Origin of the sequence: Roseateles chitinivorans (genome assembly GCF_050632145.1) — a bacterium.
Classification (GTDB): Bacteria; Pseudomonadota; Gammaproteobacteria; order Burkholderiales; family Burkholderiaceae_C; genus Roseateles; species Roseateles chitinivorans_B.
In genome coordinates this window covers 981,594-998,809 of record NZ_CP192577.1, presented here as the reverse complement: position 1 = coordinate 998,809, position 17,216 = coordinate 981,594, and the positions used below count along the sequence as shown (strand labels likewise).

Genomic DNA, 17,216 nt, shown 5'->3' with positions numbered 1-17,216 from the left:
AAGGGGTTTGGGGCCTTTACCCCTGTCCTCATCGAAGGAGCGATGCTTGTCGGCCCGGCCAATCGATGTCGGGTGTGTGAAATGACTTCAGGCGTTCGGCGGTGTCTCCGTCGAAGCGTTCGGGGTCAGGAGAAAACCATGAGTCTTAGCAATCGTCTCGGATTGCTGGGCCGCAAGGTGGGCATGATGCGTGTGTTCACGGTCGACGGTGATACCGTCCCCGTGACCGTGCTGGACGTGTCCAACAACCGCGTGACCCAGATCAAGACCGAAGAAACCGACGGCTACAGCGCCATCCAGGTGACGTACGGTGCCCGCAAGGCATCCCGCGTGACCAAGCCGCAAGCGGGTCACCTCGCCAAGGCTGGTGTTGAAGCCGGTGAAATCATCAAAGAATTCCGCGTTGATGCCGCAGTCGCCGCCGAATACAAGGCTGGCGCTCAGGTCCCCGTGACCTTGCTCGCCGCCGGCCAACTGGTCGACGTGCAGGGCACCTCGATCGGTAAGGGCTTCGCGGGCACCATCAAGCGCCACAACTTCAGTTCGCAGCGCGCTTCGCACGGTAACAGCCGTTCGCACAATGTTCCTGGTTCCATCTCGATGGCGCAGGATCCGGGCCGCGTGTTCCCGGGCAAGAAGATGTCGGGCCACCTCGGCGACGTCACCGTGACCGTCCAGAACCTGGATGTCGTCCGTATCGACGAAGCCCGCCAGCTGGTGCTGGTTCGTGGTGCCGTTCCTGGCGCGAAGGAAGGATTCGTCGTGATCCATCCGGCCGTCAAGGTCAAGGCCAAGAAGGGAGCCAACTGATGCAACTCGAGCTCCTGAATGAGCAGGGTCAGGCGACGTCGAAGGTCGACGCTCCCGACACCCTTTTCGCTCGTGACTACAACGAAGCCCTGGTGCACCAGGTGGTCGTGGCTTATCAAGCCAACGCCCGTCAAGGCACCCGCGCCCAGCTGACCCGCGCTGAAGTCCGTCACTCGACGAAGAAGCCGTTCCGTCAAAAGGGCACCGGCAACGCGCGTGCTGGTATGACCTCCTCGCCGCTGTGGCGCGGGGGCGGTCGCATCTTCCCGAACAAGCCTGACGAGAACTTCTCGCACAAGCTGAACAAGAAGATGTACCGCGCTGGCATGGCCGCGATCCTGTCGCAGCTGGCTCGTGAAGGTCGCCTGGCCGTCGTGGACTCGATCTCGATCGAAGCCCCGAAGACCAAGCTGCTGGCTGCCAAGCTCAAGGGCATGGGTCTGAATCACGTCATGGTGATCTCCGACTCGGTGGACGACAACCTGCTGCTCGCGTCGCGCAATCTGCCGAACGTGCTGGTCGTCGAGCCGCGTTATGTCGATCCGCTGTCGCTGGTCTTCTACAAGAAGGTCCTGGTGACGAAGGCTGCGATCGAGCAACTGAAGGAGATGCTGGCATGAGCGCGCCCAAGTTTGCTGATGGCCGTCTGGCCAAGGTGCTGCTCGCTCCGATCGTGTCCGAAAAGGCCACGATGGCTGGCGAAAAGCACAATCAAGTCCTGTTCAAGGTCTTGCGCGATGCGACGAAGCTTGAGATCAAGGCCGCTGTTGAACTGATGTTCAAGGTCGAGGTCGACGCGGTCAACGTCGTCAACGTCAAGGGCAAGACCAAGCGCTTCGGTGGCCGTCAAGGCCGTCGCGACCACGTCAAGAAGGCGTATGTGTCGCTGAAGGCTGGCCAGGAGCTCAACTTCTCCGGGGAGGCTGCGTAATGGCCGTCGTTAAAGTCAAGCCGACTTCGCCTGGCCGTCGTGGCGTGGTGAAGGTGGTGCACAAGCACCTGCACAAGGGCGCTCCTGAGGCTTCGCTGCTGGAGCCCCAGAAGCAGAATGCCGGCCGTAACAACAACGGTCACATCACGATGCGCCACAAGGGTGGTGGTCATAAGCACCATTACCGCGTGGTGGACTTCCGTCGCAACAAGGACGGTATCCCGGCGAAGGTCGAGCGCATCGAGTACGACCCGAACCGCACGGCCCACATCGCTCTGGTGTGCTACGCCGACGGCGAGCGTCGTTACATCATCGCTCCGCGCAATCTGGAAGTCGGTTCGACGCTCCTGAGCGGCGCCGAGGCTCCGATCAAGGTCGGCAACACGCTGCCCATTCGCAACATCCCGGTGGGTTCGACGATCCACTGCGTGGAGTTGCTCCCGAGCAAGGGTGCCCAGATCGCCCGCTCCGCTGGTACCTCCGTGGTGCTGATGGCGCGTGATGGTTCCTACGCTCAGATCCGTCTGCGCTCCGGCGAAGTCCGCCGTGTGCACATCGATTGCCGCGCAACCATCGGCGAAGTGAGCAACGAAGAGCACAGCCTGCGCCAGTACGGCAAGGCCGGCGCCATCCGCTGGAAGGGTATCCGCCCGACCGTGCGTGGTACCGCCATGAACCCGGTCGACCACCCGCACGGTGGTGGTGAGGGTCGTACGGGTGAAGGTCAGGCCCCTGTGTCGCCGTGGAACACCCTGACGAAGGGCTACCGCACTCGCAACAACAAGCGCACGCAGACTTTCATCGTCTCGCGTCGCAAGAAGTAAGGGGTAGACCCACATGGCTCGTTCCCTCAAGAAGGGTCCCTTTGTGGACCATCACCTGATGGCCAAGGTCGACAAGGCCGTTGCCATCAAGGACAAGAAGCCCATCAAGACCTGGTCGCGTCGCTCGACGATCCTGCCCGAGTTCATCGGTCTGACGATCGCGGTGCACAACGGCAAGCAGCACGTGCCGGTCTATGTGTCGGACCAGATGGTCGGTCACAAGCTGGGTGAGTTCGCTCTGACCCGTACCTTCAAAGGCCACCCGGCCGACAAGAAGGCCGGCAAGAAGTAAGGATGACGACGATGGAAACCAAAGCAATCGTTCGTGGCGTCCGCCTGTCGTTTGATAAGGGCCGCCTGGTGGCGGACCTGATCCGCGGCAAGAAGGTGGATCAAGCGCTGAACATCCTCGAGTTCACCCAGAAGAAGGCCGCGCTGATCATCAAGAAGGCGCTGGAATCGGCGATCGCCAATGCTGAGCACAACGACGGTGCCGACATTGACGAGCTGAAGGTCACTTCGATCTACGTGGAGCAGGGCACCACGCTGAAGCGGTTCTCCGCGCGCGCCAAGGGCCGCGGCAATCGCATCAGCAAGCCGACCTGCCATATCTACGTGACCGTCGGCCACTGAGCCTGAAGGAAGACTATGGGACAGAAAATTCATCCGACTGGCTTCCGCCTGCCCGTCACCCGTAACTGGGCGTCGCGCTGGTACGCGAACAACCAGAACTTCGCCAGCATGCTGGCCGAAGATCTGCAAGTGCGCGAGTTTCTGAAGGCCAAGCTGAAGAACGCCGCCGTTTCGCGCATCCTGATCGAGCGTCCTGCCAAGAACGCCCGCATCACGATCTTCTCGGCCCGTCCGGGCGTGGTGATCGGCAAGAAGGGCGAGGACATCGAGAACCTGAAGGCCGAACTGACCAAGCGTCTGGGCGTGCCTGTCGCGGTCAACATCGAGGAAGTGCGCAAGCCCGAAATCGATGCTCAACTGATCGCCGACTCGATCACCCAGCAGCTCGAAAAGCGCATCATGTTCCGCCGCGCCATGAAGCGCGCCATGCAGAACGCGATGCGTCTGGGCGCGCAGGGCATCAAGATCATGTCCGCCGGCCGTCTGAACGGCATCGAAATCGCTCGTACCGAGTGGTATCGCGAAGGTCGTGTGCCCCTGCACACCCTGAAGGCTGACATCGATTACGGCTTCTCCGAAGCCAAGACCACCTACGGCGTGATCGGCGTCAAGGTGTGGGTGTACCGCGGTGACCGCCTGGCCAATGGCGAGGCGCCCGTGATCAACACCCCCCGGGTGCCGAAGATGATCGTCGTCCCCGTCGCAATGCCCGTCCGGGCGCGCCGGGTGGCCGTGGTCGTGGCGACAAGCCTGCCGAAGGCGGGGACAAGCCTGCTGCGAAGCGTGTGGTGCGCAAGCCCGCCGCTGACGGCGGCCAGGCGTAAGGAGAACTCAACATGCTGCAACCCGCTCGTCGCAAATACCGCAAGGAGCAAAAGGGCCGCAACACTGGTGTTGCGACCCGCGGCGCGACCGTCGCTTTCGGTGACTTCGGCCTGAAGGCCACCGAACGCGGCCGCATCACGGCCCGTCAAATCGAAGCGGCTCGCCGCGCCATCTCGCGTCACATCAAGCGCGGTGGCCGGATCTTCATCCGCATCTTCCCGGACAAGCCGATCTCGCAGAAGCCCGCCGAAGTCCGGATGGGTAACGGCAAGGGCAACCCGGAGTACTACGTTGCTGAAATCCAGCCCGGCAAGGTGCTGTACGAAGTCAATGGTGTGCCGGAAACCCTGGCGCGCGAAGCGTTCACGCTGGCCGCTGCCAAGCTGCCCCTGCGCTGCACCTTCGTGACCCGCCAGCTCGGCGCCTGATTGGAGAACACCCCATGAAAGCATCTGAACTGCGCGCGAAAGACGTGGCTGCCCTTAAGAAGGAAGTCACCGATCTGCTGAAGGCCCACTTTGGTCTGCGCATGCAAAAGGCGACGCAACAACTGACCAACACTTCGGTGTTGGGCAATACGCGTCGTGACATCGCACGCGCCAAGACCATCCTGGCCGAGAAGAAGGGAGCCGCGAAATGACGCAAGCTCAAGAGAAGAACACCCGCACCCTGATCGGTCGCGTCGTCAGCGACAAGCGCGCCAAGACGATCACCGTGCTGGTTGAGCGCCGTGCCAAGCACGAGCTCTACGGCAAGATCGTGGCCCGTTCCCGCAAGTACCACGCCCATGACGAAAATGGCGAGTACAAGATGGGCGACGTGGTTGAGATCGCCGAAGGCCGTCCGCTCTCGAAGACCAAGAGCTGGGTCGTGACCCGCCTGGTCCAGAAGGCTCAGCTGGTCTGATCCTCAATGTCGCGCGTTGCGCGCGACGTGGTCTGGGGCGGGTGATCGCTTCATGGCCGTGAATGGCTGGAACATCGGAATTCCCGGTGTCCAGCCATTTTTCGTTTTTCGCGGCACACTCTGCCGCTTTCATCCAACCGACAACTGAATCAGGAGCGCGACATGCTGAAAGTGGGCGATCGACTGCCGGCCGGCAATCTGCAGGAATTCATCGAGGTCGAAGGCGAAGGTTGTTCGCTCGGCCCGAACAGTTTCGACATCGAGAAGCTGACTGCGGGAAAGACCGTAGCGATCTTCGCGTTGCCTGGCGCGTTCACGCCGACCTGCTCCGCTCAGCATGTTCCGGGCTACGTCGCGCAGGCCGATGCGCTCAAGACTGCGGGCGTGGATGAGGTCTGGTGTGTGTCCGTCAACGATGCGTTCGTGATGGGTGCTTGGGGTCGCGAACAGAAGACGGCTGGCAAGGTCCGGATGATGGCGGACGGCAGCGCCACATTCACGCAGGCCACTGGTTTGACGCTGGACCTCGTCGCGCGCGGCATGGGCTTGCGCTCCCAGCGGTATTCGATGCTGGTCAAGGACGGCGTGGTCAAGAGCCTCAACATCGAAGCGCCCGGCAAATTCGAGGTGAGCGACGCCGAGACGCTGCTCAAACAGGCGCAGTCGCTCTGACGCGCAACAACAGCAGTTGACAGGTGGATTGTGCTTGCCGCATAATCCGCAGCTTCGCCGATTGGTGGCTCCGTCGCTCGACGGGTTCTGTGACCAGCGCACAGGGCGGCTGCCTTCGGTTCTAGGTTTCTTGCCCATTTAGGCCAGACGCGGGTCGCCGCAAGGTGACAGGTGATTTGGCTTACGGGCCCAAGACTGACCGCTCTCTGGATGGCTGCGATGGTCGCAGTTGCCTGAGCGGGAAAAGTTGGGGACAGACATGATCCAAATGCAATCGCGACTCGACGTCGCGGACAACACTGGCGCCAAGTCCGTCATGTGCATCAAGGTGCTTGGTGGTTCCAAGCGTCGTTATGCGCATATTGGCGACATCATCAAGGTCAGCATCAAGGAAGCTGCGCCGCGTGGCCGCGTCAAAAAGGGCGAGGTTTACAACGCGGTGGTCGTGCGCACTGCCAAGGGTGTGCGCCGCCAAGACGGTTCCCTGGTCAAGTTCGACGGCAATGCCGCCGTGCTGCTGAACGCCAAGCTGGAGCCCATCGGCACCCGCATCTTCGGCCCGGTCACGCGTGAACTGCGTACCGAGCGCTTCATGAAGATCGTGTCGCTGGCGCCTGAGGTGCTCTAAGCCCCGCTCAGACAAAGGTATTGCCATGAACAAGATTCGCACAGGCGACGAGATCATCGTCCTGACCGGCCGCGACAAGGGTAAGCGCGGCACCGTGACGCTGCGGGTGGACGCTGACCATGTCGTCATCGACGGCATCAACGTCGTCAAGAAGCACGTCAAGCCGAACCCGCTGAAGGGCACGACCGGCGGCATCGTCGACAAGTCCATGCCCATCCATCAATCCAACGTGGCGATCTTCAACGCCGCTTCCGGCAAGGCCGATCGCGTGGGCATCAAGCTCGGCGCCGACGGCAAGCGGGTGCGCGTGTTCAAGTCGACCGGCGAAGAGATCAAGGCCTAAGGGGTAAGACATGGCTCGTTTGCAAGAGTTCTATCGCGAGAAGGTCGTCCCCGGTCTGACCGAGAAGTTCGGCTACAAGTCCGTGATGGAAGTGCCGCGCATCACCAAGATCACGCTGAACATGGGCGTGAGCGAGGCGGTCGCCGACAAGAAGGTCATGGACCACGCCGTGGGCGACCTGACCAAGATCGCTGGCCAGAAGCCGGTCGTGACGAAGTCGAAGAAGGCGATCGCCGGCTTCAAGATTCGTGACGGCGTGCCTATCGGCTGCATGGTGACGCTGCGTGGCGCCACGATGTACGAATTCCTGGACCGTTTCGTGACCGTGGCCCTGCCGCGCGTGCGTGACTTCCGTGGTATCTCGGGTCGCTCGTTCGACGGCCGCGGCAACTACAACATCGGCGTCAAGGAACAGATCATCTTCCCCGAAATCGAATACGACAAGGTGGATGCTCTGCGTGGTCTGAACATCAGCATCACGACGACGGCCAAGACGGACGACGAAGCCAAGGCACTGCTGGCTGCGTTCAAGTTCCCGTTCAAGAACTGAGGTGACCCGTGGCAAAACTCTCGATCAAGCAACGTGAGCTGAAGCGCGCCCAACTGGTCGCCAAGTACGCGAAGAAGTACGCGGAACTGAAGGCCATCATCGACGACAGCAAGAAGTCGGACGAAGAGCGCTATCTGGCCCGCCTGGAGCTGCAGAAGCTGCCCCGCAACGCCAACCCGACCCGCCAGCGCAACCGCTGCGAGCTGACCGGCCGCCCCCGTGGCACGTTCCGCAAGTTCGGCCTGGCACGTAACAAGATTCGTGAGCTGGCCTTCAAGGGCGACATCCCCGGTGTCGTCAAGGCCAGCTGGTAATCGGCAGGTTTAGGAGATTTCGTATGAGCATGAGTGATCCTATCGCCGATATGCTGACCCGCATTCGCAACGCGCAGAGCGTTGAGAAGGCCAGCGTCGTGATGCCTTCGTCGAAGCTGAAGGTCGCGATCGCCAAGGTCCTGAAGGATGAAGGCTATATCGATGATTTCGCGGTGCGTGGCGATGCTGCCCGCCCCGAGCTCGAGATCGCGCTGAAGTATTACGCCGGCCGTCCGGTGATCGAGCGCATCGAGCGCGTGAGCCGTCCCGGCCTGCGCATCTACAAGGGCCGCCACGATATTCCCCAGGTCATGAATGGCCTGGGCGTGGCGATCGTCACCACCCCGAAGGGCGTGATGACCGACCGCAAAGCACGTCAAGCCGGTGTCGGCGGCGAAGTGCTCTGCTACGTCGCATAAGCCAAGGAGAGACAGACAATGTCCCGCGTTGGAAAAATGCCGGTCGTCCTCCCGCAAGGCGTGGAAGTGACGATCACCGCTGAAAAGATCAGCGTCAAGGGCGCCCAAGGTACCCTGTTCGTTGCCGTGAACCCGCTGGTCACGGTCAAGCTGGAAGCTGGCAAGCTGACGTTCGTCCCCGTCAACGAATCGGCTGAAGCCGATGCGATGAGCGGCACGATGCGCGCACTGCTGGCCAACATGGCCAACGGCGTCAGCAAGGGCTTCGAAAAGAAGCTGAACCTGGTTGGCGTGGGTTTCCGTGCCCAGGCTCAAGGCCAGAAGCTGAACCTGCAGATCGGGTTCTCGCATCCGGTCGTGAAGGACATGCCGGCTGGTATCAAGGTCGAATGCCCGACCCAGACGGAAATCCTGATCAAGGGTGCCGATCGCCAGGTCGTCGGTCAGATCGCTGCTGAAGTGCGCGCGATTCGTCCGCCGGAGCCCTACAAGGGCAAGGGCATCCGCTACGCCGACGAAAAGGTCTCCCTCAAAGAGACCAAGAAGAAGTAAGGAGCCGCGCCATGCTGAACAAGAAGGAACAACGCCTGCGTCGTTCGCGTCAAACGCGTGCTCGCATCGCCCTGCAGCGCGTGGCCCGTCTGACGGTCTTCCGCTCGAACCTGCATATCTACGCCTCGGTCATTTCCGAAGACGGTCAGCGCGTGCTGGCTTCCGCTTCGACTGCCGAAAAGGAAGTGCGCACGCAACTGTCCGGCAAGGGTGGCAACGTGGCCGCCGCAAGCCTGATCGGCAAGCGCATCGCCGAGAAGGCGAAGGCCGCTGGCGTCGAGAAGGTGGCTTTCGACCGTTCGGGCTTCGCTTACCACGGCCGTGTCAAGGCCCTGGCTGAAGCCGCTCGCGAAGCCGGCCTGCAGTTCTGACGCTCAAAGGATTAGGAAATGGCAAAGTTTCAACCCCGCGCTCAGACCGAAGGCAACGACGACGGCCTGAAGGAAAAGATGATTGCGGTCAACCGCGTCACGAAGGTTGTGAAGGGCGGCCGCACGCTGTCCTTCGCTGCGCTGACCGTGGTCGGTGACGGCGATGGCCGCATCGGCATGGGCAAGGGCAAGGCCAAGGAAGTTCCGGTCGCCGTGCAGAAGGCGATGGAATCGGCTCGCCGCAACATGGTCAAGGTCCAGCTGCGCAACGGCACCATCCAGCACAACGTGGTGGGTGAGCATGGCGCTGCGCACGTGATCATGGCTCCGGCTCCTGCCGGTACCGGCGTGATCGCCGGCGGCCCGATGCGCGCTGTCTTCGAAGTGATGGGCGTGACCGATATCGTGACCAAGAGCCACGGTTCGACCAATCCCTACAACATGGTTCGTGCCACGCTGGACGCGCTCAAGCGCTGCTCCACGCCTGCCCAAGTGGCAGCGAAGCGCGGCAAGACGGTTGAAGAAATCTTCAACTGAGCGCCAGGAGATCGAGATGTCTGAAAAGAAAACGCTCACGGTCAAGCTGGTCCGTAGCCCGATCGGTTGCCGCGAGGATCATCGCGCGACGGTGGTCGGCCTGGGTCTTCGCAAGCTGAACAGCACGAAGACGCTGGAAGACACGCCGGCGGTCCGCGGCATGATCAACAAGATCGCCTACCTGGTGCAGGTGCTGTAAGCACGGCATCGACGAGGAACACAAGATGCAACTCAATACCATCAAGCCCGCCGCTGGCTCCAAGCACGCCAAGCGTCGCGTGGGCCGTGGCATCGGCTCCGGTCTGGGTAAGACCGCAGGTCGTGGCCACAAGGGGCAGAAGTCGCGTGCCGGTGGCTTCCATAAGGTCGGCTTCGAAGGCGGTCAAATGCCGCTGCAGCGTCGCCTGCCGAAGCGCGGTTTCAAGTCGCTGGCTCGTCCGTTCAATGCGGAAGTGACGCTGTCTGAACTGAACCTGTTGACCAGCGAAGAGATCGACCTGCTGACGCTGAAGGCTGTCGGCCTGGTGTCCGAGCTGGCGAAGGCCGTCAAGGTCATCAAATCCGGCGAGATCACCCGCAAGGTGAGCATCAAGGGTCTGGGCGTGACGGCTGGCGCGAAGGCGGCAATCGAAGCCGCCGGCGGTTCCGTCGCTTAATCAGCCAAGCACAGGACTAGGCAGCAGTGGCAAGCAACGCATCACAGTTGGCCAAGAGTGGCAAGTTCGGCGACCTGCGTCGCCGTCTTGTGTTCCTGGTGCTCGCGCTGGTCGTCTACCGTGTCGGGGCTCATATCCCCGTGCCCGGCATCGATCCGACGCAGCTCCAGCAGCTGTTCAAGGGTCAGCAGGGCGGGATCCTGAGCCTGTTCAACATGTTCTCGGGCGGTGCGCTGTCGCGCTTCACCGTCTTCGCGCTGGGCATCATGCCCTACATCTCGGCCTCGATCGTCATGCAGTTGATGACGTACGTGGTGCCGAGCCTGGAAGCGCTGAAGAAGGAAGGTGAGGCAGGGCGTCGCAAGATCACGCAGTACACCCGCTATGGCACGCTGGGCCTGGCGATCTTCCAGAGCTTGAGCATTGCTTTCGCTCTGGAGAGTTCGCCTGGTCTGGTGCTGAGCCCGGGCTTCGGCTTCCGCATCACTGCGGTGACGAGTCTGGTGGCTGGCACGATGTTCCTGATGTGGCTGGGTGAGCAGATCACGGAACGTGGCTTGGGCAACGGCATCTCGATCCTGATCTTCGGCGGTATCGCTGCGGGTCTGCCGGGCGCAATCGGTGGTCTGCTTGAGCTGGTCCGCACCGGCGCCATGAGCGTGATCTCCTGCTTGCTCGTGATCGCAATCGTCATCGGCGTGACCTACTTGGTCGTGTTCGTTGAACGAGGTCAGCGGAAGATCCTGGTCAACTATGCCAAGCGGCAGGTCGGCAACAAGGTCTACGGCGGTCAGAGCTCGCATCTGCCGTTGAAGCTGAACATGTCGGGCGTGATTCCGCCGATCTTCGCGTCGTCGATCATCCTGCTGCCCACCACGCTGGTGAGTTGGTTTGCGACGGGTGACAGCATGCGCTGGCTGAAGGACATCTCGGACGCACTGCGTCCGGGGCAACCGATCTACGTGCTGTTGTATTCGGCCGCGATCGTGTTCTTCTGCTTCTTCTACACGGCACTGGTGTTCAACAGCCGCGAGACTGCTGACAACCTGAAGAAGAGCGGAGCGTTCATCCCTGGGATCCGTCCTGGTGACCAGACGGCTCGACATATCGACAAGATCCTGTCTCGGCTGACGCTGGCGGGTGCGGTGTATATCACCGGCGTGTGTCTGCTGCCTGAGTTCCTGACGCTGAAGTACAACGTCCCGTTCTACTTCGGTGGAACCTCACTGCTGATCATCGTGGTCGTCACGATGGACTTCTGGGCTCAGGTCCAGTCCTATGTGATGAGCCAGCAGTATGAATCGCTGCTGAAGAAGGCCAGTTTCAAGGCCAACTGAAGGCGCTAGGCAAAACAGAATATTGGATTCCAATTTGGCAAGTGCGAAGGTATGGCGAAAGATGACGTCATCCAAATGCAAGGGGAGATTCTGGAGAACCTCCCCAACGCAACCTTCCGAGTCAAGCTGGAAAACAGTCACGTCGTTCTCGGTCACATCTCGGGGAAAATGCGGATGCACTACATCCGCATCCTTCCAGGCGACAAGGTGACCGTTGAATTGACGCCGTACGATTTGAGTCGTGCTCGCATCGTGTTCCGGGCGAAGTGAGCTTTTTAGCAACCCCCGGATCAACGCTGATTGAGCGAACAGAGTAGGTCAAGGAGCAGACCATGAAAGTTTCGGCATCTGTCAAGAAGATGTGCCGCAATTGCAAGATCATCCGTCGTAATGGCGTGGTGCGTGTGATCTGTACCGATCCGCGGCACAAGCAGCGCCAAGGCTGATTTGGCCTAACGACTGCAAGCGAATTAGAGGACGCACATGGCACGTATTGCTGGTATCAACATTCCGCCGCACAAGCACACGGAGATCGGTCTGACTTCGATCTACGGCATTGGCCGTACGACCGCGCAGAAGATCTGCAACAGCTGCGGTATCCCGCTGGACAAGAAGGTCAAGGACCTGAACGACTCCGATCTGGAAAAGATCCGTGAGGAAGTCGGCCGCCTGACCATCGAGGGCGACCTGCGTCGCGAGATGTCCATCAACATCAAGCGCCTGATGGACCTGGGTTGCTATCGTGGCTTCCGCCATCGTCGCGGCCTGCCGGTGCGCGGCCAGCGTACCCGCACGAATGCCCGTACCCGCAAGGGTCCGCGCAAGTCGGCGGCGACCGGCAAGAAGTAATCCGCGGCATCTGAAGAAAGCTAACCATGGCAAAAGCACCCAATAACCAGGCTGCCCAGCGCGTTCGCAAGAAGGTTCGCAAGAACGTTGCCGACGGTATCGCCCACGTCCACGCTTCGTTCAACAACACCATCATCACGATCACTGATCGCCAAGGTGGCGCGTTGTCTTGGGCGTCGTCGGGCGGCCAGGGCTTCAAGGGCTCGCGCAAGTCGACCCCCTTCGCCGCCCAGGTGGCTGCCGAAGTGGCTGGCCGTGCAGCTCAAGAGCAAGGCATCAAGAACCTGGACGTCAAGATCAAGGGCCCGGGCCCGGGTCGCGAATCGTCGGTGCGCGCTCTGGCTGCGCTCGGCATCCGCATCAACTCGATCTCTGACGTGACGCCGGTGCCGCACAACGGTTGCCGTCCGCAGAAGCGCCGCCGCATCTAAGCGGCTCCGCTGAACGGTCGCGATTAGTGCGATAATCTCCGGTTCGTTCAGAACACGCCGGCTGGTGCGAGAGCGCCAGCCGGCCGTTTTGCTGAGGGGCTGAAACGCCACCTCCCCGGGCATCGGCGGCAACGTCGACCCGGTCGAAGTCTCAGACTTCTTGAAGCCCACCGTCCGAGCCTACAAAAACACTGGCCGGACTCGCGCGTTGCCCGGAATGTCTCCGGGCTCGCGTCAGATTGATGAAGGACACGCAAAGTGGCACGTTACCTCGGCCCGAAGGCCAAACTCTCCCGCCGTGAAGGCACCGACCTGTTCCTGAAGAGCGCCCGCCGCGCCATCAGCGACAAGGCCAAGTTCGACACCAAGCCTGGCCAACATGGCCGGACCTCGGGTCAGCGCACGTCCGACTTCGGCCTGCAGCTGCGCGAGAAGCAGAAGGTCAAGCGCATGTATGGCGTGCTGGAGCGTCAGTTCCGCCGCTACTTCGCTGAAGCCGAGCGTCGCAAGGGTTCGACCGGTGTCAACCTGCTGGTGCTGCTGGAATCGCGCCTGGACAACGTCGTCTATCGCATGGGCTTCGGCTCGACCCGCGCGGAAGCCCGCCAGCTGGTCTCGCACAAGAGCATCACCGTGAACGGCGAAGTCGTGAACATCGCCTCCTACCTGGTGAAGGCCGGTGACGTCGTCGCCGTGCGTGAGAAGTCCAAGAAGCAGCTGCGCATCATCGACAGCCTGAAGCTGGCCGAGTCGATCGGTCTGCCGGCCTGGGTGGCCGTGGACGCCACGAAGCTGGAAGGCATCTTCAAGAAGACGCCGGACCGTGACGAATTCGGCGCTGAAATCAACGAGTCGCTGATCGTTGAGTTGTACTCGCGTTAATTCTTTCGTGCCTGCCGAGCGGCCCTGCAAGGGCCTGCTCGGCTTTTCCTCGTCCGGGCATCGCCAGCCGTTGTGGGCGGGCCTGGTTGGTCCCTCAGCCTTATCGGTGTAACGAACCGAGGGTATTGAAAGAAAGACCTCATGCAAACGAATTTGCTCAAACCCAAATCCATCACTGTGGAGCCCCTGGGCGGTCATCGCGCCAAGGTGATCCTGGAGCCGTTCGAACGCGGCTATGGCCACACGCTGGGCAACGCCCTGCGTCGCGTGCTGCTGTCCTCGATGGTGGGTTATGCGCCGACGGAAGTGACGATCGCGGGCGTGCTGCACGAGTACTCCGCCATCGACGGCGTTCAGGAAGATGTGGTCCACATCATGCTGAACCTGAAGGGCGTGGTCTTCCGTCTGCACAACCGTGAGGAAGTGACGCTGGTCCTGCGCAAGGAAGGCGAAGGCCCGGTCACGGCCGCCGACATCCAGACCCCGCACGACGTCGAGATCATCAACCCGGATCACGTCATCGCCCACCTGTCGCAAGGCGGCAAGCTGGACATGCAGATCAAGGTCGAGAAGGGTCGCGGCTACGTGCCCGGCAACATGCGCCGCTATGGCGACGAGCCGACCAAGGCCATTGGCCGCATCGTTCTGGACGCCTCGTTCAGCCCGGTGAAGCGGGTCAGCTACGCCGTCGAGAACGCCCGCGTCGAGCAGCGTACCGACCTGGACAAGCTGGTCATGGAAATCGAGACCAATGGCGCGATCTCGCCCGAGGAAGCGATCCGTGCTTCGGCCAAGATCCTGGTCGAGCAGATGGCCGTGTTCGCGCAGCTGCAGGGTACCGATCTGGTCGACGTGTTCGACCAGGCCCCGGCCGCCCGTTCCAGCAGCTTCGATCCGATCCTGCTGCGTCCGGTCGACGAGCTCGAGCTGACCGTGCGCTCGGCCAACTGCCTGAAGGCCGAGAACATCTATTACATCGGTGACCTGATCCAGCGTACCGAGACCGAGCTGCTGAAGACCCCGAACCTGGGTCGCAAGTCGCTGAACGAAATCAAGGAAGTGCTCGCCTCGCGCGGCTTGACCCTGGGTTCGCGTCTCGAGAACTGGCCGCCCCAAGGTCTCGACAAGCGTTGATTTTTGAAAGAGGACGGATCTGACGATCCGTCCGGTGCCCCCGGCAGTACCTGATCCGGCTGCTGGCAATAACTGAAGGAAGGAAAGCACCATGCGCCACCGTAACGGCCTCCGTAAACTGAACCGCACCAGCGAACACCGCGCCGCGATGTTCCGCAACATGGCGGTCTCGCTGCTGAAGCACGAAGCGATCAAGACCACGCTGCCCAAGGCGAAGGAACTGCGTCGCATCGTCGAACCGCTGATCACCTTGGCCAAGGAAGCGACTGTCGCGAACCGCCGCCTGGCGTTCGACCGCCTGCGCGACCGCGACATCGTCGTGAAGCTGTTCAACGAACTGGGCCCGCGTTTCGCCACCCGTCCGGGCGGCTACACCCGCATCCTGAAGATGGGCTTCCGCGTCGGCGACAACGCGCCGATGGCGTACGTGGAGCTGGTGGACCGTCCTGACGCCGCTGAAGGCGAAGGCTCTGCTGAATAAATCAGCGACTCGCGTCTGCTCAAAAGGCCAGCAGCAATGCTGGCCTTTTTCTTGTGTGTCCGCGATACGCGCAACGCGGGCAGGGCATGGCGCCTGTCCAACGTCATGAGGGCCCGCTTGGCGCTAAGCTTCGCGCCTTTCCGACCTCACGGCGACGCGAGCCTCAGCGGCCCGCATGCGCCCCGCGTTCATGACTCCCTTTGCCTTGATGCGACGCCTGCTGCCGGCGCTGTTCCTGCTGCTGACGTTGGCCTCGACCTTGCTCGCCGGACCGGCCCGCGCCGACGATTTCCTCGATCCCGAGCAGGCTTTCAAGATTGATGTTCAACTGACCGGTGATCGCGAGTTCCAGGTGAACTTCACGATCGCGCCGGGCTATTACATGTACCGCGACCAGTTCAAGCTGGACGCGACCGACGCGAAGTTCGGCGACATCGCCTGGCCGACCCCGAAGCGCAAGTTCGACGAGACCTTCCAGAAGGAGGTCGAGACCTATCGCGATCACCTGAGCATCAAGGTGCCGGTGGAGGCGCTCGCCGCCGGCCCGCTGAAGCTGGTGCTGACGGGGCAGGGCTGCGCGGACAAGGGCTTGTGCTACCCGCCGATGAAGAGCCAGCTGACCCTCGGCCTGAAGGGCTTCGGTGGCGACGGGGCCGTGAAGGTTGGCGCGGCGCCGGATGCGCTCAGCGGCTTCGGCGTTGCCAATGCAGTGGCGGCCACGCCTGCCGACGCGTCTCCGGTCAAGGCGGCGGAGGATGCGCAGGCGTCCACCGCCAAGTCGTCGGGCGGATCGCCACTCGACGATGCGCTGGCGTCCGGTCGACTGTGGTTGGTCATCGGCGCGTTCTTCGCCGCCGGCGTCCTGCTGTCGCTCACGCCCTGCGTCCTGCCGATGTTGCCGATCCTGTCCTCGATCATCGTTGGCCAGGGGGTGGCACCCTCGCGCGCGCGCGGGTTCTTTCTCGCGTTCAGCTACTCGCTTGGCATGGCACTGCTCTACACCGCACTGGGCGTTGCGGCGGGGCTGGCTGGCGGCGGCCTGGCGGCTTACCTGCAGAAGCCCTGGGTGCTGACCCTCTTCGCGCTGTTGCTGGTGGGCTTCTCGCTGTCGATGTTCGGCGTTTACGAGATCCAGCTGCCGAGTCGCTTCACCGGTGGCGTGTCGGACGCCACGCAGCGTCTGCCTGCCGGAAAGTTCGTCAGCGTGTTCGTCATGGGCGGCCTGTCCGCGTTGATCGTCAGCCCCTGTGTGGCCGCCCCCTTGGCCGGCGCGCTGCTCTATATCAGTCAGACCGGCAACGTGGCGATCGGTGGCTTGGCGCTGTTCGCGCTCGCGTGGGGCATGAGCGTTCCGCTGCTGCTCCTGGGGCTCTCTGCCGGCACCCTCCTGCCGCGCGCCGGTGCGTGGATGGAGACGGTCAAGTACTTCTTCGGCCTGCTGCTGCTATCGGTGGCGCTGTGGATCGTGCAGCCGGTGCTGTCACCGGTGATTGCGCAACTCTTGTGGGGCGCGTTGCTGGTGGCTGTCGCGGCCTTGCTGGGGCTCTTTCAGCGCGCCGAAGGCAGCACGCCCCGCATGTGGCTGCGAAAGAGTGCGGCGGTGGCAGCGATGGTGTTCGGTGTGGCGCAGTTCATCGGCGTTGCCGCCGGCGGGACCGATACATTGAAGCCGCTGGCCGGAGTTGTCGGCACCAGCAAGGCGACGGGTGTCGCCTCCACCGCAGAATCCTCCGCGGTGAGCTTCCGCAAGATCGCGACGGTTGCCGAATTGGACGAAGCGTTGCACAGGGCTGGCAGACCCGTGATGCTCGACTTCTATGCGGACTGGTGCGTCTCATGCAAGGAGATGGAGCGCTTCACCTTCACCGATGCGCGCGTGCAGGCCAAACTGACCGGCGCACTCCTGTTGAAGGCCGATGTCACCGCGAACAACGCTGGAGACCGCGAGCTGCTGAAGCGCTTCAAGCTTTTCGGCCCGCCGGGCACGATCTTCTTCGACGCGAAGGGCGAGGAGCTGACCGGCGTGCGCGTGATCGGATTCCAGGATGCCGACCGCTTTTTGCAATCGCTGCAGGCGGCCGGACTCTGACTCTGGGAAGACTGTCGCCGAAATTTGAAGGGGCGGTCTTTT

General features: G+C 62.1%; 29 protein-coding genes and 1 pseudogene. All 30 read left to right on the top strand.

Going from position 1 to position 17,216, the window contains the following annotated elements; translation table 11 throughout:
- Positions 1-138: 138 nt before the first annotated feature.
- The 30 genes and pseudogenes from rplC to dsbD all read left to right on the top strand — a co-directional run bounded on the left by rplC (position 139) and on the right by dsbD (position 17,174).
- A complete protein-coding gene (gene rplC / locus ACQ86G_RS04675) occupies positions 139-810 on the top strand; it encodes a 50S ribosomal protein L3 (protein WP_067278865.1) in 672 nt (223 codons plus the stop codon).
- Positions 810-1,430 (top strand): 50S ribosomal protein L4, encoded by a 621-nt coding sequence (gene rplD / locus ACQ86G_RS04670; protein WP_431259526.1) that lies wholly within the window; start codon positions 810-812, stop codon positions 1,428-1,430. Before rplC ends, rplD begins: the two co-directional genes overlap by 1 nt.
- Complete coding sequence (rplW, locus tag ACQ86G_RS04665) at positions 1,427-1,741, top strand: 50S ribosomal protein L23 (protein ID WP_377158104.1); 315 nt, start codon at positions 1,427-1,429, stop codon at positions 1,739-1,741. Before rplD ends, rplW begins: the two co-directional genes overlap by 4 nt.
- Positions 1,741-2,565, top strand: a complete 825-nt coding sequence (gene rplB / locus ACQ86G_RS04660; protein WP_431259525.1) for a 50S ribosomal protein L2 — start codon at positions 1,741-1,743, stop codon at positions 2,563-2,565. The genes rplW and rplB overlap by 1 nt, the downstream gene beginning before the upstream one ends.
- Before the next feature lie 13 nt (positions 2,566-2,578).
- On the top strand, positions 2,579-2,857 hold the full coding sequence (gene rpsS, locus ACQ86G_RS04655) for a 30S ribosomal protein S19 (protein ID WP_058933599.1): 279 nt from the start codon (positions 2,579-2,581) through the stop codon (positions 2,855-2,857).
- Between the two features lie 11 nt (positions 2,858-2,868).
- A complete protein-coding gene (gene rplV, locus ACQ86G_RS04650; protein ID WP_067283213.1) occupies positions 2,869-3,198 on the top strand; it encodes a 50S ribosomal protein L22 in 330 nt (109 codons plus the stop codon).
- A gap of 15 nt (positions 3,199-3,213) precedes the next feature.
- Positions 3,214-4,022, top strand: a pseudogene (rpsC, locus tag ACQ86G_RS04645) (30S ribosomal protein S3).
- Between the two features lie 12 nt (positions 4,023-4,034).
- Positions 4,035-4,451 (top strand): 50S ribosomal protein L16, encoded by a 417-nt coding sequence (gene rplP, locus ACQ86G_RS04640; RefSeq protein WP_431259524.1) that lies wholly within the window; start codon positions 4,035-4,037, stop codon positions 4,449-4,451.
- Positions 4,452-4,465: 14 nt separating this feature from the next.
- Positions 4,466-4,663 carry a 50S ribosomal protein L29 gene (gene rpmC / locus ACQ86G_RS04635; protein ID WP_088404614.1) on the top strand — a complete coding sequence of 66 codons (198 nt, stop codon included), beginning with the start codon at positions 4,466-4,468 and terminating at the stop codon, positions 4,661-4,663.
- Positions 4,660-4,929, top strand: coding sequence for a 30S ribosomal protein S17 (gene rpsQ, locus ACQ86G_RS04630; RefSeq protein ID WP_067278841.1), 270 nt, complete (start codon positions 4,660-4,662; stop codon positions 4,927-4,929). Before rpmC ends, rpsQ begins: the two co-directional genes overlap by 4 nt.
- A gap of 162 nt (positions 4,930-5,091) precedes the next feature.
- Positions 5,092-5,601, top strand: coding sequence for a peroxiredoxin (locus ACQ86G_RS04625; protein WP_431259523.1), 510 nt, complete (start codon positions 5,092-5,094; stop codon positions 5,599-5,601).
- Between the two features lie 259 nt (positions 5,602-5,860).
- On the top strand, positions 5,861-6,229 hold the full coding sequence (rplN, locus tag ACQ86G_RS04620; protein ID WP_058933605.1) for a 50S ribosomal protein L14: 369 nt from the start codon (positions 5,861-5,863) through the stop codon (positions 6,227-6,229).
- Between the two features lie 25 nt (positions 6,230-6,254).
- Positions 6,255-6,572, top strand: coding sequence for a 50S ribosomal protein L24 (gene rplX, locus ACQ86G_RS04615; RefSeq protein WP_067278835.1), 318 nt, complete (start codon positions 6,255-6,257; stop codon positions 6,570-6,572).
- A gap of 10 nt (positions 6,573-6,582) precedes the next feature.
- On the top strand, positions 6,583-7,122 hold the full coding sequence (gene rplE / locus ACQ86G_RS04610; protein ID WP_067278833.1) for a 50S ribosomal protein L5: 540 nt from the start codon (positions 6,583-6,585) through the stop codon (positions 7,120-7,122).
- An 8-nt stretch (positions 7,123-7,130) separates the two neighbouring features.
- On the top strand, positions 7,131-7,436 hold the full coding sequence (gene rpsN / locus ACQ86G_RS04605; RefSeq protein ID WP_067065192.1) for a 30S ribosomal protein S14: 306 nt from the start codon (positions 7,131-7,133) through the stop codon (positions 7,434-7,436).
- Positions 7,437-7,459: 23 nt separating this feature from the next.
- A complete protein-coding gene (gene rpsH, locus ACQ86G_RS04600; RefSeq protein ID WP_058933609.1) occupies positions 7,460-7,855 on the top strand; it encodes a 30S ribosomal protein S8 in 396 nt (131 codons plus the stop codon).
- An 18-nt stretch (positions 7,856-7,873) separates the two neighbouring features.
- Positions 7,874-8,407 carry a 50S ribosomal protein L6 gene (gene rplF, locus ACQ86G_RS04595; RefSeq protein ID WP_431259522.1) on the top strand — a complete coding sequence of 178 codons (534 nt, stop codon included), beginning with the start codon at positions 7,874-7,876 and terminating at the stop codon, positions 8,405-8,407.
- A gap of 11 nt (positions 8,408-8,418) precedes the next feature.
- The gene (rplR, locus tag ACQ86G_RS04590) at positions 8,419-8,778 is read left to right on the top strand and encodes a 50S ribosomal protein L18 (protein WP_067278827.1); all 360 of its coding nucleotides are present in this window, start codon (positions 8,419-8,421) and stop codon (positions 8,776-8,778) included.
- An 18-nt stretch (positions 8,779-8,796) separates the two neighbouring features.
- A complete protein-coding gene (gene rpsE, locus ACQ86G_RS04585; RefSeq protein ID WP_067278825.1) occupies positions 8,797-9,315 on the top strand; it encodes a 30S ribosomal protein S5 in 519 nt (172 codons plus the stop codon).
- Between the two features lie 16 nt (positions 9,316-9,331).
- Positions 9,332-9,514 carry a 50S ribosomal protein L30 gene (rpmD, locus tag ACQ86G_RS04580; protein ID WP_067278823.1) on the top strand — a complete coding sequence of 61 codons (183 nt, stop codon included), beginning with the start codon at positions 9,332-9,334 and terminating at the stop codon, positions 9,512-9,514.
- Positions 9,515-9,539: 25 nt separating this feature from the next.
- A complete protein-coding gene (gene rplO, locus ACQ86G_RS04575; protein ID WP_431259521.1) occupies positions 9,540-9,971 on the top strand; it encodes a 50S ribosomal protein L15 in 432 nt (143 codons plus the stop codon).
- A gap of 26 nt (positions 9,972-9,997) precedes the next feature.
- A complete protein-coding gene (secY, locus tag ACQ86G_RS04570; RefSeq protein WP_088404618.1) occupies positions 9,998-11,308 on the top strand; it encodes a preprotein translocase subunit SecY in 1,311 nt (436 codons plus the stop codon).
- 51 nt (positions 11,309-11,359) lie between these two features.
- A complete protein-coding gene (gene infA / locus ACQ86G_RS04565) occupies positions 11,360-11,578 on the top strand; it encodes a translation initiation factor IF-1 (protein WP_088404619.1) in 219 nt (72 codons plus the stop codon).
- A 62-nt stretch (positions 11,579-11,640) separates the two neighbouring features.
- Positions 11,641-11,754, top strand: a complete 114-nt coding sequence (gene rpmJ / locus ACQ86G_RS04560; RefSeq protein ID WP_058933616.1) for a 50S ribosomal protein L36 — start codon at positions 11,641-11,643, stop codon at positions 11,752-11,754.
- A 37-nt stretch (positions 11,755-11,791) separates the two neighbouring features.
- On the top strand, positions 11,792-12,157 hold the full coding sequence (gene rpsM, locus ACQ86G_RS04555) for a 30S ribosomal protein S13 (RefSeq protein WP_088404620.1): 366 nt from the start codon (positions 11,792-11,794) through the stop codon (positions 12,155-12,157).
- 26 nt (positions 12,158-12,183) lie between these two features.
- A complete protein-coding gene (rpsK, locus tag ACQ86G_RS04550) occupies positions 12,184-12,588 on the top strand; it encodes a 30S ribosomal protein S11 (protein WP_088404621.1) in 405 nt (134 codons plus the stop codon).
- A gap of 258 nt (positions 12,589-12,846) precedes the next feature.
- Positions 12,847-13,470: a 30S ribosomal protein S4 gene (gene rpsD, locus ACQ86G_RS04545; RefSeq protein WP_088404622.1), complete on the top strand. Its 624-nt coding sequence runs from the start codon at positions 12,847-12,849 to the stop codon at positions 13,468-13,470.
- A gap of 141 nt (positions 13,471-13,611) precedes the next feature.
- The gene (locus ACQ86G_RS04540; RefSeq protein WP_067278809.1) at positions 13,612-14,604 is read left to right on the top strand and encodes a DNA-directed RNA polymerase subunit alpha; all 993 of its coding nucleotides are present in this window, start codon (positions 13,612-13,614) and stop codon (positions 14,602-14,604) included.
- A gap of 91 nt (positions 14,605-14,695) precedes the next feature.
- Entirely contained in the window at positions 14,696-15,085 is a 390-nt protein-coding gene (gene rplQ / locus ACQ86G_RS04535) for a 50S ribosomal protein L17 (protein ID WP_067278807.1), read from the top strand.
- Positions 15,086-15,293: 208 nt separating this feature from the next.
- A complete protein-coding gene (gene dsbD / locus ACQ86G_RS04530) occupies positions 15,294-17,174 on the top strand; it encodes a protein-disulfide reductase DsbD (RefSeq protein WP_431259520.1) in 1,881 nt (626 codons plus the stop codon).
- Positions 17,175-17,216: the final 42 nt, after the last annotated feature.

What these genes read in the sequence shown, in the direction of transcription:
- rplC (WP_067278865.1), top strand. Translation starts at nt 139, where the DNA reads ATGAGTCTTAGCAATCGTCTCGGATTGCTGGGCCGCAAGGTGGGCATG.
- rplD (WP_431259526.1), top strand. Translation starts at nt 810, where the DNA reads ATGCAACTCGAGCTCCTGAATGAGCAGGGTCAGGCGACGTCGAAGGTC.
- rplW (WP_377158104.1), top strand. Translation starts at nt 1,427, where the DNA reads ATGAGCGCGCCCAAGTTTGCTGATGGCCGTCTGGCCAAGGTGCTGCTC.
- rplB (WP_431259525.1), top strand. Translation starts at nt 1,741, where the DNA reads ATGGCCGTCGTTAAAGTCAAGCCGACTTCGCCTGGCCGTCGTGGCGTG.
- rpsS (WP_058933599.1), top strand. Translation starts at nt 2,579, where the DNA reads ATGGCTCGTTCCCTCAAGAAGGGTCCCTTTGTGGACCATCACCTGATG.
- rplV (WP_067283213.1), top strand. Translation starts at nt 2,869, where the DNA reads ATGGAAACCAAAGCAATCGTTCGTGGCGTCCGCCTGTCGTTTGATAAG.
- rplP (WP_431259524.1), top strand. Translation starts at nt 4,035, where the DNA reads ATGCTGCAACCCGCTCGTCGCAAATACCGCAAGGAGCAAAAGGGCCGC.
- rpmC (WP_088404614.1), top strand. Translation starts at nt 4,466, where the DNA reads ATGAAAGCATCTGAACTGCGCGCGAAAGACGTGGCTGCCCTTAAGAAG.
- rpsQ (WP_067278841.1), top strand. Translation starts at nt 4,660, where the DNA reads ATGACGCAAGCTCAAGAGAAGAACACCCGCACCCTGATCGGTCGCGTC.
- ACQ86G_RS04625 (WP_431259523.1), top strand. Translation starts at nt 5,092, where the DNA reads ATGCTGAAAGTGGGCGATCGACTGCCGGCCGGCAATCTGCAGGAATTC.
- rplN (WP_058933605.1), top strand. Translation starts at nt 5,861, where the DNA reads ATGATCCAAATGCAATCGCGACTCGACGTCGCGGACAACACTGGCGCC.
- rplX (WP_067278835.1), top strand. Translation starts at nt 6,255, where the DNA reads ATGAACAAGATTCGCACAGGCGACGAGATCATCGTCCTGACCGGCCGC.
- rplE (WP_067278833.1), top strand. Translation starts at nt 6,583, where the DNA reads ATGGCTCGTTTGCAAGAGTTCTATCGCGAGAAGGTCGTCCCCGGTCTG.
- rpsH (WP_058933609.1), top strand. Translation starts at nt 7,460, where the DNA reads ATGAGCATGAGTGATCCTATCGCCGATATGCTGACCCGCATTCGCAAC.
- rplF (WP_431259522.1), top strand. Translation starts at nt 7,874, where the DNA reads ATGTCCCGCGTTGGAAAAATGCCGGTCGTCCTCCCGCAAGGCGTGGAA.
- rplR (WP_067278827.1), top strand. Translation starts at nt 8,419, where the DNA reads ATGCTGAACAAGAAGGAACAACGCCTGCGTCGTTCGCGTCAAACGCGT.
- rpsE (WP_067278825.1), top strand. Translation starts at nt 8,797, where the DNA reads ATGGCAAAGTTTCAACCCCGCGCTCAGACCGAAGGCAACGACGACGGC.
- rpmD (WP_067278823.1), top strand. Translation starts at nt 9,332, where the DNA reads ATGTCTGAAAAGAAAACGCTCACGGTCAAGCTGGTCCGTAGCCCGATC.
- rplO (WP_431259521.1), top strand. Translation starts at nt 9,540, where the DNA reads ATGCAACTCAATACCATCAAGCCCGCCGCTGGCTCCAAGCACGCCAAG.
- infA (WP_088404619.1), top strand. Translation starts at nt 11,360, where the DNA reads ATGGCGAAAGATGACGTCATCCAAATGCAAGGGGAGATTCTGGAGAAC.
- rpmJ (WP_058933616.1), top strand. Translation starts at nt 11,641, where the DNA reads ATGAAAGTTTCGGCATCTGTCAAGAAGATGTGCCGCAATTGCAAGATC.
- rpsM (WP_088404620.1), top strand. Translation starts at nt 11,792, where the DNA reads ATGGCACGTATTGCTGGTATCAACATTCCGCCGCACAAGCACACGGAG.
- rpsK (WP_088404621.1), top strand. Translation starts at nt 12,184, where the DNA reads ATGGCAAAAGCACCCAATAACCAGGCTGCCCAGCGCGTTCGCAAGAAG.
- ACQ86G_RS04540 (WP_067278809.1), top strand. Translation starts at nt 13,612, where the DNA reads ATGCAAACGAATTTGCTCAAACCCAAATCCATCACTGTGGAGCCCCTG.
- rplQ (WP_067278807.1), top strand. Translation starts at nt 14,696, where the DNA reads ATGCGCCACCGTAACGGCCTCCGTAAACTGAACCGCACCAGCGAACAC.
- dsbD (WP_431259520.1), top strand. Translation starts at nt 15,294, where the DNA reads ATGCGACGCCTGCTGCCGGCGCTGTTCCTGCTGCTGACGTTGGCCTCG.